Origin of the sequence: Streptosporangium longisporum, from assembly GCF_039534895.1 — a bacterium.
GTDB lineage: Bacteria > Actinomycetota > Actinomycetes > Streptosporangiales > Streptosporangiaceae > Streptosporangium > Streptosporangium longisporum.
Genome location: NZ_BAAAWD010000006.1, coordinates 1,344,582 through 1,359,889 on the forward strand (window position 1 = coordinate 1,344,582; position 15,308 = coordinate 1,359,889).

General features: G+C 68.8%; 11 protein-coding genes, 1 tRNA gene and 1 pseudogene. 9 read left to right on the forward strand and 4 right to left on the reverse strand.

Annotated elements, in window-relative coordinates; all coding sequences use genetic code 11:
- Window positions 1–72 precede the first annotated feature (72 nt).
- The 3 genes and pseudogenes from ABD832_RS10185 to ABD832_RS10195 all read left to right on the forward strand — a co-directional run bounded on the left by ABD832_RS10185 (window position 73) and on the right by ABD832_RS10195 (window position 4,870).
- Window positions 73–2,694, forward strand: a complete 2,622-nt coding sequence (locus ABD832_RS10185) for an RICIN domain-containing protein (RefSeq protein ID WP_344891754.1) — start codon at window positions 73–75, stop codon at window positions 2,692–2,694.
- Window positions 2,695–3,183: 489 nt separating this feature from the next.
- A pseudogene (locus tag ABD832_RS10190) lies at window positions 3,184–3,728 on the forward strand (helix-turn-helix domain-containing protein); the annotation flags it as partial.
- A gap of 608 nt (window positions 3,729–4,336) precedes the next feature.
- Window positions 4,337–4,870, forward strand: a complete 534-nt coding sequence (locus tag ABD832_RS10195; protein WP_344891757.1) for a hypothetical protein — start codon at window positions 4,337–4,339, stop codon at window positions 4,868–4,870.
- Window positions 4,871–5,005: 135 nt separating this feature from the next.
- Here ABD832_RS10195 and ABD832_RS10200 read toward each other — a convergent pair.
- Window positions 5,006–5,078 (reverse strand) — tRNA-Arg (locus ABD832_RS10200).
- Between the two features lie 427 nt (window positions 5,079–5,505).
- Here ABD832_RS10200 and ABD832_RS10205 point away from each other — a divergent pair.
- The gene (locus tag ABD832_RS10205) at window positions 5,506–6,660 is read left to right on the forward strand and encodes a sensor histidine kinase (RefSeq protein ID WP_344891760.1); all 1,155 of its coding nucleotides are present in this window, start codon (window positions 5,506–5,508) and stop codon (window positions 6,658–6,660) included.
- Window positions 6,657–7,292 (forward strand): response regulator, encoded by a 636-nt coding sequence (locus ABD832_RS10210; RefSeq protein WP_344891763.1) that lies wholly within the window; start codon window positions 6,657–6,659, stop codon window positions 7,290–7,292. The genes ABD832_RS10205 and ABD832_RS10210 overlap by 4 nt, the downstream gene beginning before the upstream one ends.
- 285 nt (window positions 7,293–7,577) lie before the next feature.
- Here ABD832_RS10210 and ABD832_RS10215 read toward each other — a convergent pair whose 3' ends face one another.
- On the reverse strand, window positions 7,578–8,042 hold the full coding sequence (locus ABD832_RS10215) for a MaoC family dehydratase (protein WP_344891766.1): 465 nt from the start codon (window positions 8,040–8,042) through the stop codon (window positions 7,578–7,580).
- 119 nt (window positions 8,043–8,161) lie between these two features.
- Between ABD832_RS10215 and ABD832_RS10220 the strand changes: the two genes are divergently transcribed.
- From ABD832_RS10220 to ABD832_RS10235, 4 genes are all read left to right on the forward strand, one after another.
- Window positions 8,162–8,976, forward strand: a protein-coding gene (locus ABD832_RS10220) for an IS5 family transposase (RefSeq protein WP_413224994.1) whose coding sequence is annotated in 2 segments (ribosomal slippage) — window positions 8,162–8,516 and window positions 8,516–8,976 — 816 coding nt in all. Because the reading frame shifts where the segments join, the coding sequence is not laid out codon by codon here.
- A 423-nt stretch (window positions 8,977–9,399) separates the two neighbouring features.
- Entirely contained in the window at window positions 9,400–10,674 is a 1,275-nt protein-coding gene (locus ABD832_RS10225) for an esterase-like activity of phytase family protein (RefSeq protein ID WP_344891769.1), read from the forward strand.
- 480 nt (window positions 10,675–11,154) lie between these two features.
- A complete protein-coding gene (locus ABD832_RS10230) occupies window positions 11,155–11,544 on the forward strand; it encodes a hypothetical protein (protein WP_344891772.1) in 390 nt (129 codons plus the stop codon).
- Window positions 11,545–12,987: 1,443 nt separating this feature from the next.
- Complete coding sequence (locus tag ABD832_RS10235; RefSeq protein ID WP_344891775.1) at window positions 12,988–13,497, forward strand: hypothetical protein; 510 nt, start codon at window positions 12,988–12,990, stop codon at window positions 13,495–13,497.
- 233 nt (window positions 13,498–13,730) lie between these two features.
- Here the strand turns inward: ABD832_RS10235 and ABD832_RS10240 are convergent, their stop codons facing one another.
- Both ABD832_RS10240 and ABD832_RS10245 read right to left on the reverse strand, forming a co-directional pair.
- The gene (locus ABD832_RS10240) at window positions 13,731–14,651 is read right to left on the reverse strand and encodes a TIGR03619 family F420-dependent LLM class oxidoreductase (protein ID WP_344891778.1); all 921 of its coding nucleotides are present in this window, start codon (window positions 14,649–14,651) and stop codon (window positions 13,731–13,733) included.
- Between the two features lie 122 nt (window positions 14,652–14,773).
- Window positions 14,774–15,301: a DinB family protein gene (locus ABD832_RS10245; protein WP_344891781.1), complete on the reverse strand. Its 528-nt coding sequence runs from the start codon at window positions 15,299–15,301 to the stop codon at window positions 14,774–14,776.
- Window positions 15,302–15,308 lie beyond the last annotated feature (7 nt).

Sequence of the window (15,308 nt, forward strand, 5' to 3'; positions counted from 1 at the left end):
CGACGTAGGGCGAGCAGGTGGCCGGCTGTGATGGCGGCCTTGCTGGTCGCGTTGATCGGGACTCAGCCGGCTGTGGCGGCACCGCGGTCCGCGTCGTCGGAATCCACCGCGTCGAAGTCCACCGCGTCGGAATCCACCGCGTCGGTCGTCGCCGCGCCTGGAGACCTCGACGGCTTCACCGCGGGCAATGCCGCGGTCGCCTCGGTCGATCTGGCCGGGACGTGGAGCTTCACTCCGGCGGGCCGGTCGACGACGTCGATCAAGGTGCCCGGAGGTGGCTGGTACAAGCAGGGTTTCACCGATGTGTCCCAGGCGGTGTACTCGCGTACGGTGACGGTGCCGGACTCGGGGCAGCCGCAGTCGGCGTGGATCGAGTTCGGCGCCGTGAACCACCAGGCGACCTTGTCGGTGGACGGCCGGGTGGTCGCGACTCAGACCACGGCCTTCACTCCCTCGAAGTTCGACATCAGCGCCTACGCCGCCCCGGGCACCACTCATACGATCAGCGTCGATGTGAAGGGCCGCGGCGCGTTGAAGGCATCCAACGGCCGGTACCTGGTGCCCGACGCCGCCGACTGGTCCGAGGCGGTACCGCAGGGGATCTTCCGGTCGGCGTTCCTGCGGGTGTACCCGGAGGTGTACGTCAGCGACACATTCGTGCGGACGTCGGTGGCGAACAAGACGTTGAGCTACGACGTGTCGGTGCGTAACACGTCGGGCAGTTCCCGGTCGGTGACGTTGACCGGGTCGCTGTCGTCCGACAACGGAACGGCTTTCAGCTACCCGCAACTGCCCAGCCGTACGGTCACCGTGGCGGCCCGCTCGACCGCGACCGTGACCGTCGGGCCGGTCGCGTGGAACCTCGACAGCACCTCGTACTGGTGGCCCAACGTGCCGTATCGGCCGGGGTACCGGGCGCAGTTGCACCGGCTGAAGGTGGATGCCGCCACCGATGACGGGCACACCAGCGACGCCACGTACCGGTTCGGGTTCCGGGAGGCCACCCAGAACGGTGAGTACTACTACCTCAACGGCGTGCGCGTGAACTTCCGCGGCGACAACCTCCAGGGTGCCGACTACGACCGGGTCAACAACGGCGGCAAGGGCGACGCCTTCGACACGCTGCCTGGCTTCCTTCCGCCTTCGTCGGGCAACGGCGGCTGGCCGCAGGCCGTGGACAACTACCAGCGGCTGAACTTCAACGTGGTGCGCATCCACCAGGAGCCGGCCAGCCCGTACATGTTGGATGTCGCCGACGAGATGGGCCTGATGATCATCGGCGAGACCGCGATTCGCGGCTCCTCCGGCAAGCAGGATTGGATCGCCGGGCACGACAACATGGTCAACCACGCCCGTGCGCTGGTCCTGCGCGACCGCAACCACCCCGCGGTCATCCGCTGGAGTCAGTCCAACGAGCCGAACCAGAGCGGCCAGGATTCCGAACAGTTCGAGAAGGACCTGTACGCGGCGATGAACGGCGCCGACGGCACCCGGCCGATCATCACCGAGGTGGGCGTCAACGGGAATGTCAACGGCTATCCCGGGATGACGTACGCCAACTTCGCGGTGATCCCGCACTACGTCGACGGCTTCGCCAAGTACGGGGAGCGTCTGATCACCGTGAACGGGCGGCCCGACGGCGAGGGCGAGTACATCTGGCCGGCATGCAACACCAAGCAGGGCTTCGAGTGGTTCGCCACGGCAACCCTGGCCAAGCGCGGCAAGGACGCCTCCGACCTGCGTCCGTACACGCTGCTGTCCGCCTGGGCCAGTGTCGTGCCCGGAGTGCGGACCACCGACTTCGTCCCGGAGGAGGGGGGCCGCCCTGTCTACGGCGCGGACAACCTCTCGAACCCCTGGAGCAACCCGCAGTTCCAGCGCGTGCAGGCGGCGTTCAACCCGGTGGCAGCGGTCGACCTGCCGTACTGGTCGGCCTCCGGCGTCTCGGACGCGAACGGCACCTTCCCGCTGCCGCAGGCCGTGCCCACCTACGCCCGCAACGCCGCGGTCACCCGTAACATCACCGTCTTCAACGACGACTTCGCCGACACCTCGGTGGGCTTCACCTGGACGGCGCGGCTCGACGCACCGGACGGCGCCGTCGTCGCGTCCGGAAGCACGACCCTGACCGTCCCGCTCGGCTCGCGGGTCACCCAGCCGGTCACCTTCACCACACCGGCGAGCGGCTCACGGGTGTACCTGGTACTGACGACCACCAAGTCGGGCACCACGACGTTCAGCGACGCGGTCGAGTACTTCAACCTCGGCGCAAGCGGGCCCACACCGGGCAACTACCGCATCGTCAACCGCAACAGCGGCAAGCCGCTCGCTGTCGCGGGCAACTCCACCGCGGACGGCGCCAAGGTGATCCAGCAAAGCGGCACCGCCACCTGGACCATCGCCACGACCTCCGACGGCTCCTACACCCTCAAGTACGTCCCGAGTGGAAAGATGCTCGACGTCAACGCCGGCAGCACCACGGCCGGCCTGCAACTGCAGCAGTGGACGGCCAACGGCGGCACCAACCAGAGGTGGTATCTGCGATCCACCGGCAACGGTTACTACACCATCGTCAGCCACGGCAGCGGACTGGTGGCGGACGTCTCCGGTGCGGCGACGAGCGACGGGGCGCAGGTCGTGCAGTGGGCCGCCAACGGCGGGGCCAACCAGCAATGGCAGTTGGTCCCGGCCTGAGATCACCGGGTACGGCCCGGCCATGGCGGCCGGGCCGTATCCTACCTACTGGGAATTAGGACAGAGAGTGTCGACGCTGCCCGACGTGAGGCTGTGGCGGCTATTGCTGGCAGCCGTACGCACTTGCCCACTGGCAAGGCCTGAGGAACGAAGGCCGCGGCAGCCGATCGCCCCAACCGGTTACGGCCATCGCCGGAGTGAGCGATCGTCACGGCCGCCACCGCGACGACACCGATAAAGAGCTTCTTTGTCTATCATGGTCTGCCGTCTGGTGATCGAAAGCGCGCAGGTGGCGCGGGCCGCGACCGGCCGAAGAGCCGCAGCGCGGCCAGCGACCGCCAGCGCACGGCGAGACGCCGTAAGCGGATCGCCTTTAAAAACGAACAGATAGGTTATGTTCGATTTTAAAGGCGAAATTGTCAGGTCTCGGAACCCCCGCGACAGACCATGCTCAGGAGGTGTGTGACACTCCGCCGAGTGCTGGCGGAGGTGAGCGTGGTCCAGCAGCGGTACCAAGCCGTGCTGCAGGTGTCATCCGGGGCGAGCGTCACCGAGGTCGCCCGCAGGTTCGGAGTCTCGCGTCAAACGGTGCACCGGTGGCTGAGCCGCTATCCCAGGGCCTGGACGGGTTGTCGGACCGCTCCTCGCGCCCGCACACCTCCCCGGCTCGAACTCCGGCCGCGGTGGAGGCGTTGATCTGTGAGCTGCGCCGTAACCATCCCCGCTGGGGTGCTCACCGGCTGGTGTGGGAGCTGACCCGTCGTCCCTGTCCCGGTGCGGTGCCCTCCCGGGCGACGGTACATCGGGTGCTGGTGCGTCATGGTCTGGTGCAGCTGACTCCTCGGGGGCGGCGGCGCGAGGACTACACGCGCTGGCAGCGCTCTGAGCCGATGCAGCTGTGGCAGATGGACATCGTCGGCGGGATCATGCTGGCCGACGGCACCGAATGCAAGATCGTCACCGGCGTCGACGACCACTCCCGCTACTGCGTGGCCGCCACCGTGGTGGCCCGCCCCACCGGCCGGGCCGTGTGCCTGGACCTGGTCAACGCATTGGAGCGCCAGGCATAGCGATGCGCATCCTGCGGCACTCGCAGATCTCGATGACCATGGGCGTCTACACACAAATCCCCAGCCCCGAAACCCGTAAGGCGCTTGATCGACTCAACCAAAGTCTTGACTTCTCAAACGAGACATAATCGATTTTGCATTACCCCAAAGGCCTTTAGGGATGATCCCTAAGGGCCTTTTAGCGTGCACGACGTCTTCTCATATCTGAAGAGATAGACAGACCTGACCACTGCGATCATTTCGCAATTCGTAGTTCGTGACTTAAAAGAAATGAGGATTCCAATTGGTCGCTCGGTCGCTGTCACGTCGAACGAATCGGAGAGCGTATAGTGCACCCGAAAAATTGCGAAAGCGCCGAAGGACACTCTTGCAAATGTGCGTGTGGCGGGGTAGAGCATGGCTGGTCCCACAGTCTCAAACTGGCTCGCGACCCATCCCCTGTCCCTCGCCAAAAGGCGAGAGACCGCTGCGACTCCAGATGGGCTAGAGCTCTGCCTTCCGAGGGACGGCCGAAGCCTTCCAAGGCGCGGCAGGCTGCTACGGATACCGCAAAAGTAGATCTTGTTGACTGGTTGTCCGAGAATCCAAAAACCATCGAACACATCCAGGAAATTGGCAATATCCTCGTCTGCTTTGTGATCACGAAGTTGGACGAGGAGTTCGGTAGCAACGATCCACGAGAGGCCAGAAAACGAATCAATGATCATCTCTGGTGTGATCTCCTCGTGGCCATGGCCGACGCCATAAAGATGTTCGAAAACGTCATGGACCGAATACCGGAGTACGTGACGACGATCATCATGCAGTCTCGCGAAGCCGATGATCGTAAGCCCTTCCTGGAAGCGCTGGTGCGCCTCGCCGTGCGAACTGCATGGGAGCCCATTAAGAAGATGGTCGACGCTACCGGAATCCTGGAGATCCAACGGGCCTGCCGGATCCTCGCCGTACTGATCTGCCCGGCACCTGAGAAGCACAAGGCCGTCCAGGACGGCGCCCTGCTTCCCTTGGCGAAAGAGGGTCTGCTGGCGACCAGCAAGGAGCGACTTGAGCGAGTCTTCCCTACGGACTGGGTTCGCCGTCTACAGGAGGGCTTTGGCGGCGTCTGAGCAGAGCGGCCGGCGGCTCGGAGGGTACGAGCCGCGGAGGAGACCGTCTGTGTGCGGCTGCGTTGCTGTACAACGCTGCTGTACGGGCACGAAAAAGGCCCTCCGGGATGATCCCGAAGGGCCTTTGACCTGCTGTGCGGCCGGAGGTACTCGAAACCCCAACCTTCTGATCCGTAGTCAGATGCTCTATCCATTGAGCTACGGCCGCTCGCTGCGTAAGCAAGCATAGCGGGTTTTGGGCGATGCCTCGAACCGGTTACCGATGCGCCCGTGTTCGGGATGCCGGGACCGGATCCTCCGGCGCCGTCGGAGCAGGAGGGACGGCCGGATGCCCGGTGCGATCTTGGGACGCGACGCAGGGAGTCAGGGAGTGAGGACCCGAGACACCGGGGAGGAGGACCCTGAGCGGCGAGGACGGGACCCGGGTGCCGAAGGGCAGGAAAGGCCCGCGACGCCGAGGGGTGGGAAAGATCCGCGACGCCGGGGGCGGGGACCAAGGTGCCGAGGTGCCGAGGTGCCGAGGTGCGGACCCGGTGTGACGGTGCCGGGCGATCATCCCTTCTACATCCTTGTGTGTACGGGCTCCCCGTCCCGCGCCGGATCCGCCGGACCTCCCGGGGTGATGAGATGGGGACATGAGACGAGACGACGCGCTGTGGGCCGTGGCGTGTTTCGTCGCGGCTCTTCTCCTGCTCGGCGCGGGTGCCTATGAGCACCGGTGGGCTCCGGCGTACCTGTTCGTCGGGCCGCTGGTGATCACGTGCGTGGGGGTGGCGGTACGGCGGACCAGGCCGTTGCTCTCGCTCGGGCTGGGGGTGGTGGCCTTCATCGGCGACTTCGCCATGGGCCCGTCCCTGGGCACGGTCCTGATCGTCACGGACAACCTGTACTCGGGCGTCAGGTACGGCCCCCGGGCGCTCGGCCGGTGGATGCTCGTCATCACCTCGGTGATCGCCGTCCTGGCGGGCGTGCTGGGAGGGGCCCTCCTCAGGCAGTGGGCGATCGGGGCCATCTTCCTGGTCCAGGCGGGGCTGGTGGGGGTGACCCCCGTCTTCACCGCGATACTCGTCAGGCAGCTGGAGGACCAGGCCGTGGCCGAACGGGCGAGAGCCGAGCAGGTGGCGCGGCTGGCGGAGCTGGACCGGGTGGCGGCGGTGCAGGCCGAGCGGACCCGGATGGCACGGGAACTGCACGACATGATCGCCAATCACTTCAGCGCGATCGCCATCCAGTCCACCGCCGTCCTGTCGCGCACGGATCTGGAGGCGCGGACGGTACGGGGGGTGCTGGAGTCCATCAGGGAGAACAGTGTCGAGGGCATGGAGGAGATGCGTGCCATGATCGGGCTGCTCCGCCAGGACGGCGAGGAGCCCGAGGCGACGCGGAGACGGCTGGCCGAGGTCGAGGACCTGGTCGAACGGGCCCGGGTCGCGGGGCTCGACGTGCGCCTGTGCGTGGACGGCACCCCCAGGGAACTGCCCGCCTCGGTGGACCTGGCCGGTTACCGGATCGTCCAGGAGTCGCTCACCAACGCGCTCAAGCACGGCGGCAAGGCCGCGGACCTGGTGATCGGCTACCGGCCCGGCCTGGTCACGCTGACCGTGGACAACCCGCTCGGCGACGTGGGCGGGGCGCTTCCCGGCGCGGGTGCGGGGATCATCGGGATGCGGGAGCGTACGGCCCTGCTGGGCGGCGTCTTCGAGGCCGGGCCGTACGGTGACGGCTGGCGCGTCCGCGCCGAGCTGCCCACCCAGGAGAGCGTCCGGCCGTCCGTCCGGGAGAGCACATGAGCATCCGCGTCCTCGTCGCCGACGACCACGCCGCGGTCCGCGCCGGGATCGTCCTCATCCTCGACGGCCACGAGGACATCGAGGTCGTCGGTCAGGCCGCCGACGGGGAGGAGGCCGTCGCGATGGCCCGTGAGCTCCGCCCCGACGTGGTGCTGATGGACATCCGGATGCCCCGGCTCGACGGGATCTCCGCGACGCGCGAGCTGAGCGGGATCACCGACGTGCTGATCCTGACCACGTTCGACATCGACGAGTACGTCTTCGGCGCGCTCCGGGCCGGAGCGGCCGGGTTCCTGCTGAAGAACACCGACGCCGACGCGCTGGTGCAGGCGGTGCGGGTGGTGGCCCGCGGCGAGGGGCTGATCGCACCGGCGGTCACCCGGCGGTTGATCTCCGCCTTCGGCGCGTCGGTCCCGCAGCGCAGGTCGTACGAGATCGGTGTCCTGACCCCGCGCGAGCGCGAGGTGCTGGCCTGCATCGGACGGGGCCTGTCGAACGCGGAGATCTCCGCGGAGCTGGACATGGCCGAGGCGACGACGAAGACCCACGTCAGCCGGTTGCTGAACAAGCTCGGGCTGCGCAGTCGCGTCCAGGCCGCGATCCTGGCTCAGGAGCTCTCCACGGAGCGGTGAGCTCGGGCACGGGACGGTACGGCGCGGGTGGGGGCCGTTCGCGGGACCGATCGTCCGGGCGAAGGGACTCCAAGGCGCTTCAGGCGAAGGGACTCGAAGGCGGCCCGGGCCGAGGGGCTCGGAGGGAGGCCGTCCAGGGAATGGCCGCCCGCCCGAAAGGGGTTCCTCGCCGGGAGCGGGCGAGGGCCGTGCTCGGGCGGACGGTCCGGAGCGCGCGTCGTTCCTACCTGCGCGTTCCAGGACGTTCCCGGCCGGTGCCGGACCGCTCCCGGCGGTACCGGACGGTCAGGAGGTCTCGGCCGGGACGTACAGGGAGAGGGTCTCCGCGACGCAGGCGGGCCTGTCCCGGTCCTCGATCTCCACGGTCATCCGCATGTTCGACAGGTAGCCCGACGGGGTGCCCTTGACGTCGACGAGTTCGGCGCCGGCGCGGATCCGGGCCCCGACCGGGATCGGCGAGGGGAAGCGGACCTTGTTCAGCCCGTAGTTGATCCCCATGGCCAGGCCGTCCACCCGGAACAGTTCCACCATGAAGGAGGGCAGCAGCGACAGGCTCAGGTAGCCGTGGGCGATGGTGGCTCCGAAGGGGCCCTGCTTGGCCTTTTCGATGTCGACGTGGATCCACTGGTGGTCGCCGGTCGCGTCGGCGAACAGGTTGACCTGCTCCTGGGTGACCTCGCGCCAGGCGGTGTGGCCGAGGTGCTCCCCGACGGCGGCCTTGAGTTCGATGACATTGGCGAAAATCCTCATGTCTGGAACTTTATTCCGTTCCGGGTACGGCGAGAAGATCGCGGCACTAAGAGCGCCTAACAGAATGAGTCTGACTGTGCTTTGATCTCTCGCTGTAGCGACGGTGAGAGGGGTGGCGGGTGGCGCGGCTGAAGCCGTGGGAGGTCAGCGACGAGTTGTGGGCGGTCATCGAGCCGCTGCTGCCGAAACACCAGCGCCGGGCCCGCTGGCCAGGACGCAAACGGCTCGATGACCGTCTGGCCCTGCAAGGCATCTTGTTCGTGCTGCACACCGGCATCGCCTGGGAGCACCTGCCACAGGAACTGGGTTACGGCTCGGGCATGACGTGCTGGCGGCGGCTGAACGAGTGGCACAAGGCAGGTGTCTGGCAGCGCCTGCACGAGGTGCTCCTGGCCCGGCTGCGAGCGGCCGATGCTCTCGACTTCTCCCGCGCCGCGGTGGACTCCTCCCACGTCAGAGCCTTAAAAGGGGGGCGCAGACCGGCCCGAGTCCAGTCGATCGAGGACGGGCCGGCAGCAAGCACCACCTGATCACCGACGCCACCGGCATCCCGCTCGCCGTCATCCTCACCGGCGGCAATCGCAACGATGTCACTCAGCTGATCCCGCTGCTGCGGGCCATCCCGCCAGTGCGTGGCAAGCGTGGCCGGCCTCGCCGACGGCCTGACGTCGTCCTGGCCGACCGCGGCTACGACCACGACAAGTACCGCAAGCAGGTCCGCGCCCTGGGCATCCGCCCGCTGATCGCCCGACGCGGTACCGAGCACGGCTCTGGTCTGGGGAAACAGCGCTGGGTCGTGGAACAGGCCTTCGCCTTGCTCCACCACTTCCGCCGATTACGCATCCGCTGGGAAGTCCGCAACGACATCCACGAAGCCTTCCTCAGCCTCGGCTGCGCCTTGCTCTGCTGGCGCCGCCTCAACTCATTGTGTTAGCAGTTCTAACTCCCGCCCGTCCGGTGGACACCTCCCGGCCCTGCCGGAGCAGGACGGCCGGTCCTCGCGTGCCCGGCGGGTCACCCGCTCGTGGGAGCACGCACCCCACGCCCTCGACGCGCCCGGCTCGGGAGTACAGCCCTTGCGATGCGTCCGGCTCCGGGAGCGTACTCTCCGCGTCCTCGACGCGTCCGGTTCGGGGAGCACGTCCTTCCGATGCCTCCGGCTCCGGGAGTCACACGCCCCGCACCCCTGGACACGTTCCGCCCCTGGACACGTTCCGCTCCTGGAGCACGCCCCACACCCCCGCTCCCTCACTTCCGGACACCCCTCTTCCTCTTTTCGTACAGTCCGCATCTTGTTTTCGCCGTACGGCCCGTGACGCAACATCGGCCGTTCACGCCGGCTGCCTAGCGTGCCGCCATGAGACGACGCATGACGATCACCATCGGCACGGCCGCGCTGGCGCTGGCGATGTCCGCGCCGGCGGTCGCCGAGCCCGGGCACGCCACCCCCACCCCGCCCGTCACCGACCCGGCCCCCACCCGGCAGGCCGACGCGGAGCGGTCCGGTTCGGACAGGCACGGTTCCGGTGGTCACCGGTTCGGCCGCGCCACCCTGACCGGCTTCGCCTCCCTGCCCGCGCTGACCTTCGTACCCGGCAGCGAGCCCTCGGGGGCGCAGCTGGGCACCGCCCCGGTGAACGGCGTGACCCCGCCGTTCACCGGGCAGCCGGTGCAGGGGTTCAGCGGCATCGTGCGGCGGCACGACGGCACCTTCGACGTGCTGTCGGACAACGGCTACGGCTCCAAGTCCAACAGCGCCGACTTCCTGCTGCGGGTGCACAGGATCAAGCCCGACTTCCGGCGCGGCACGGTGGCGCTGCTGGGCGGCTTCGACCTGAGCGACCCCGACGGGCACGTCACCTGGCCGCTCACCCGGCCGGACCGGAAGCTGACCGGTGCCGACTTCGACGTGGAGTCGATCGTCCGGACCTTCGACGGCACCTACTGGATCGGGGACGAGTTCGGCCCGTTCCTGCTGCACTTCTCCCGTTCCGGCAGGCTGCTGGAGGCACCGGTGCCGCTGCCCGGCGTGAAGGCGCCGGAGAACCCGTCCCTCAACGGCGAGCAGCCGAACCTCGGCCGGAGCAAGGGCTTCGAGGGCATGGCGCGCTCGGTCGACGGCAGGACGCTGTACCCGCTGCTGGAGGGCACGGTGACCGGTGACACCGCCGGGACGCTGCGGATCAACGAGTTCGACCTGCGCGGGAGGGCGTACACCGGCAGGACGTGGACCTACCGGCTGGAGAGCCCCGACAACGCGATCGGGGACATGATCGCGGTCGACCGTCACCGGTTCCTGGTCATCGAGCGCGACAACCTGCAGGGGGACGCGGCCCTGACCAAGCGCATCTACCTGGTGGACCTCCGTCACCCGGACCTGCGCAAGACCCTCGTCGCGGACCTGCTCGACCTGGCCGACCCGCGCCGGCTCGGCGGCTCCGGCGAGACCTTCCGCTTCCCGTTCCAGACCATCGAGGACGTGGTGATCCTCGACGACCGCACGCTGGGCGTGCTCGACGACAACAACTTCCCGTTCTCGGCCGGCCGCACTCCCGGCAAGCCCGACGACAATGAGTTCATCACCGTACGCCTGACCCGTCCGCTTCTGTCGGACCCCCGCGCCAGGCTCTGACGTCCCGCGGGACCGGACGGCGACACGGTGCGGTGCACCTTGCGGGCGCCGGAACGCACCGTGTCGCGGCCGCCGGGGAGGCCCGATGGCGGGACGGGGAACGGACCAGGCCGCCCCGTGGCGGTACGGGGAACCGACCCGGCCGCCCGATGACGAGGACGGGGAACGGATCCGCCCGGGTGACGGAAACGGCGCGGATCCGCAATCCGGAACGGCACCGGCCCCCCTGCGACACGAACAATTAGGATAAAAGAGCAAATAGGAATAGATAAACCATCATCAATCTTCAGGGTGCCATTTATTTGCCCTGCCTCAACCTTTTCAATGCCCTATCTCACCGACCGAGGGGTATCTCCTAGCTACTACCACTTATGGGGTAGCGAGGTGTATCAGATGTTTTCGGAATCAGAAACGAGATGGGGAAATAACGTGCTTCCTCGAAAGAGCAGAGGGATATCGGAGCCGGCCTCCGGCAGGCGGGTGGGCGTTCTGGCCGTCGCGGCGTTCGCCGGCATCCTCATGACGTCGGCCCAGCCGGTCAACGCCGCCGCGGCACAGGAGTGCTCGCCCGGCTCGATCTCACAGCCGAGCGCGGCGGGCGCTCCCGGCGGCCTGTCCTCCCCCTACCCCGACCCCTCTCGGCGCCAGTACCGGGACCGCGGCCGCGAGGCGCGCCCCTACGACAGGTGGCGCGGACGGTCGCAACGTCAGCAGGTACGTCCCCTCGACCGCTACCGCGGCCGCAGGGGCGGGAGCGGATACGCGGAGACCGAGCGCCCGGAGCGCGAGCGTCTCACCCGTTCCGAGAGGCTGCTCAGGGACCTCCAGAACGACCCGTCGTTCCCGGAGATCATCATTCGCGAGCAATGAGACCCGTGGGTGGCCCCCGGCGTCCGGTTCCGGCACGGCGTGGGAGACGGCACCCGGTCAGGGCCGGTACGAGCCGGTGACATCCGCCCGGTGCCGGTACGGCGCGACGAGAAGAAGCGGCCGCGTACCGGCATCGGGCCGGGCACCCCGAAGCGGCCTCGGGCCCTTCCGGGAAAGAGCGGAAGCCCTCCGATTCAAAAGCACGAAAACCTCTATCACCCCTACGGCCGGATAAGGCGTCAAATCACATCAAAACCAGGACGAGAGTAGATTTTCCTTCGCCCCACTGTTTATTTGCCCTTCCTCAACTATGCAGGTGCGTTGTCCCCATAAGGCCCGGGTATCTCCTATTCGCTGCCACTTCCGTGGCCGCGTGACGGATCCGGACTTTTCGGAATTAGCAAGACATGGGGAAATCAATTGCTTCCTCGCAATAGCAGGTGGGTGTCATCCCTCCTCTCCAGCAAGCGTATTGGCGCCTTGGCCGTCGCGACGATGGCAGGCGTCCTCGTGATGTCGTCGAACCAGGCGCCGGCGAACGCCGCGATCGAGCCGGGCGGGGCCCTCACGTCCGCACCCCACGGCGACAGCGGCGGTACCGGCCTTCTTCATAGATCCGTACGTCAGGACGAAAAACCCATTCTTCATCGAGACCGGCATTGCGGGTGCCGTAGAGCACATCGCCGCTGCGGGTGCCGCGGCCGGCACCACGGCTGGAGGGGAGAACGTGGCCCGCGCGGTCTGCCCGGGCCTCCCGGACCTCCGGGGCCTCCCGGACCCGCCGGACCCGCCGGGCTCACCGGCCTGGTCGGCCCGGCGGTGGTTCCGGGAGCCGTGACGAACGCGGGCCCGGCGGCCACAGGGGCCGTGAAGGGCACGGGCGCGCCGGGGACGAACACCGCCACCTCCTCCACGTCCGCCACCCTCGGACCGGCGGGCCCGGCAGGTCCCGCGGGCCCGGCAGGACCGGCGGGCCCCGCAGGACCGGCAGGTGCGATCGGTCCCGCGGGACCGGCCGGAGTGGCAGGTCCCGCGGGAGTGCCGGGACCGGCGGGAGTGGCAGGGCCGACCGGACCGGCAGGACCCGGGGGTGCGATCGGCCCCGCAGGACCGGCGGGACCGGCAGGTGCGATCGGTCCCGCGGGACCGACGGGACGCGCGACCGTTCTGAGCGCGCCGAAGGTCGTGACTGTTCCGGGACCGAGAGGTCCGGCGGGTCCGGCGGGTCCGGCAGGACTCAGAGGACTGGCCGGGCCCGCGGGTCCCAAGGGGGAGACAGGGCTCAGAGGGCCGGCAGGACCGGTGGGGCCCAAGGGGGCGGCAGGAGTCTCGCAGCCGGTCCGGCAGGTCCAACCGGTCCGGCAGGTCCAGCCGATCCAACCGGTCCGGCAGGTCCAGCCGATCCAACCGGTCCGGCAGGTCCAGCCGGTCGCGTGCTCCGGCATGTCCGTCGTTCCCGTGGTCTCCGCGATCCAGCTGACCCCGGTCAGCCCCGCCTGTTCGGTCGGATCCATCGTCTCGATCAGTCCCGGCGACTCGATCGTCTCGATCGGTCCCGATGACTCGATCGTCTCGATCAGTCCCGATGACTCGGCGGACTCGGCCGGATCCATCGGGTCGATCGACCTGACCGGCCCTGCCGGTCCGATCGGCCTGGTCAGCCCGATCGGTTCGATCGGTTCACCGGGCTCGATCGGCTCACTCGGTTCGATCGGCTCGCTCGGTTCGATCGAGTTCGCCGTACCGGCCGGTCACGCCGCATCGGCATGCTCCCTCGGGGTCGCCGGTCACACCGGGTACGCCGGGTACGCCGGGTACGCCGCCCGGCCGTGCTCGGCCGGTTCCGCCGGCCTCGCAGGGGCCTTCGGTCTCGGCACGGCGGTCTGCGTTCCCGACACCAGCATGATCACCGCTCTCACCGCTGCGGCGCCGTCGATCGTGTGCGTTCCGTAGGTCCGCACGAACGCCGCGCGGGCGGGACCGCGACCCACCGGCCCGTGGCGGGCACGGGCCACCGGATCCGTACACCGGCAGGTACGCGCCACCGGGCCCGTACACCGGTGGGTACGCGCCACCGGGCCCGTACACCGGTGGCCCGGCCCTGCGGCGGGTGAGCCGGGCCGGAACGAGAACGGGGTGTCGTGTCCGACGACCATCGGGCACGGCACCCCGGCGGGGTCGCGCGCTCATCGAGCGGCGCCCAGCCGCCCGGCGAAATCCTCCGCGATCTCCAGGAGCCGGGCGCGGGAGGAGGTCGTGGTCTGCACGTCGACGAACACCTCGTCGGCTCCCATCTCCCTCGCGGCCAGGATGTACTCGCTGACCTGCTCCACGGTGCCGACGTGCGGTGCCCGGTCCTTCCCGGCCGGTCGCGCGGTGATCTCCGCGTTGACCCGCATCACCAGGCGCAGGCCGGAGGGGTCCCGGCCCGCCTCCTCTGCGGCCCGCGACACCATGCCCCACAGCGCCTTCAGGTACGGCAGCGGCATGGCGACCCCGAGCCAGCCGTCGGCGCGCCGCCCGACCCGTTCGAGGGCCGCCGGGGTGAAACCCGCCAGCAGGATCGGCGGGCGCGGCCTCTGGAACGGTTTGAGGTCGACGTGCGAGGGGGGCACCGTCCACAGCGGTCCCCGATGCTCCACCACCTCCGAGGTCCAGACCGCCTCCATCAGGTCGAGGGTCTCCTCCAGCCTGGCTCCCCGGGCCGCCCACGGCACGCCCGCCGCGGCGTACTCGTCGCGCAGCCAGCCCAGACCGATGCCCACGTCCAGCCGCCCGTGGCTGAGCAGGTCCAGCGAGGTCAGACTGCGCGCGAGCAGGACGGGCGGATGCCACAGCGCGTTGAGCGTGCTCGTTCCCAGCCGTACCCGGCGGGTGTTGAGCGCGGCGATCGTCAGCGCCGACAGCGGGTCGAAACTCGTCGCGTACTCGGGCGGCATCACGCCGTCCCCACCCAGGTAGCGATCGCTGGGCGAGAGCGGCCGGAGGATGCGGTCACCGGCCCACAGGCTGTCGTAGCCCATGGTCTCCAGCGTCCCGCTGACCTCGCCGATGAGGTCGGGGTCGGCGTGGACCCCGAACTGCGGTACCGCGAACCCGATGCGCATGGACGGTCACCTCTCCTGTCGTCGGCCCGGGGAACGGGATCGTCCACGTCCGGGCGGACGACGCGATCTCAGGCGGCCGTCCCCCGGCCGGGCCGGTTCCCGCGCCACGATCCGCCACCCTCTCACCCCGCCGAGGCGGCGCGCACCAGCCGGAGCTGGCCGATCTCGGCGACGTTCTTCATCAGTTCGGCGTTCACCCAGGCGACCATGTGCGCGACGGTCATCTCGGGGGCGTCCTGCCACGGGAACGGCGCGGTGGCGTCCAGGTCGGTGTCGGTGAACCCGTCGAGCACCGCCAGCCACTCCGTACGGAGACCGCGCAGCCATTCGACGGCGGACTCCCGGTCACCGGGCCACCCGATGTCCTCGCGTCGGCGCGGCGTCCTTTCCCGGGCGTGGTCGGCGGCCGTCGACCACCACCAGCCGACATGCCAGCCGATCCAGCCGATCGTGGGGACCGGGACGGGGTCGGGCTCGGACTCCTCCCAGTCCGGCCTCCACACCCCGTCGGCGCCGGGGCGTACCGTCCAGCAGAGGGAGGCGGGCTCCCACAGGACGTCCTCCTCCGTCAGCCGGTCCAGGTGGAACTCGAACAACGACCAGGCCAGGTCGAACTGCCAGCGCAGCAGGTCACGGCGAGAAACAGGCATCGGGTGA

Coding starts and splice junctions, on each gene's coding strand:
- ABD832_RS10205 (WP_344891760.1), top strand. CDS start 5,506: ATGAGACGAGACGACGCGCTGTGGGCCGTGGCGTGTTTCGTCGCGGCT.
- ABD832_RS10210 (WP_344891763.1), top strand. CDS start 6,657: ATGAGCATCCGCGTCCTCGTCGCCGACGACCACGCCGCGGTCCGCGCC.
- ABD832_RS10215 (WP_344891766.1), bottom strand. CDS start 8,042: ATGAGGATTTTCGCCAATGTCATCGAACTCAAGGCCGCCGTCGGGGAG.
- ABD832_RS10225 (WP_344891769.1), top strand. CDS start 9,400: ATGAGACGACGCATGACGATCACCATCGGCACGGCCGCGCTGGCGCTG.
- ABD832_RS10235 (WP_344891775.1), top strand. CDS start 12,988: ATGTCCGTCGTTCCCGTGGTCTCCGCGATCCAGCTGACCCCGGTCAGC.
- ABD832_RS10240 (WP_344891778.1), bottom strand. CDS start 14,651: ATGCGCATCGGGTTCGCGGTACCGCAGTTCGGGGTCCACGCCGACCCC.
- ABD832_RS10245 (WP_344891781.1), bottom strand. CDS start 15,301: ATGCCTGTTTCTCGCCGTGACCTGCTGCGCTGGCAGTTCGACCTGGCC.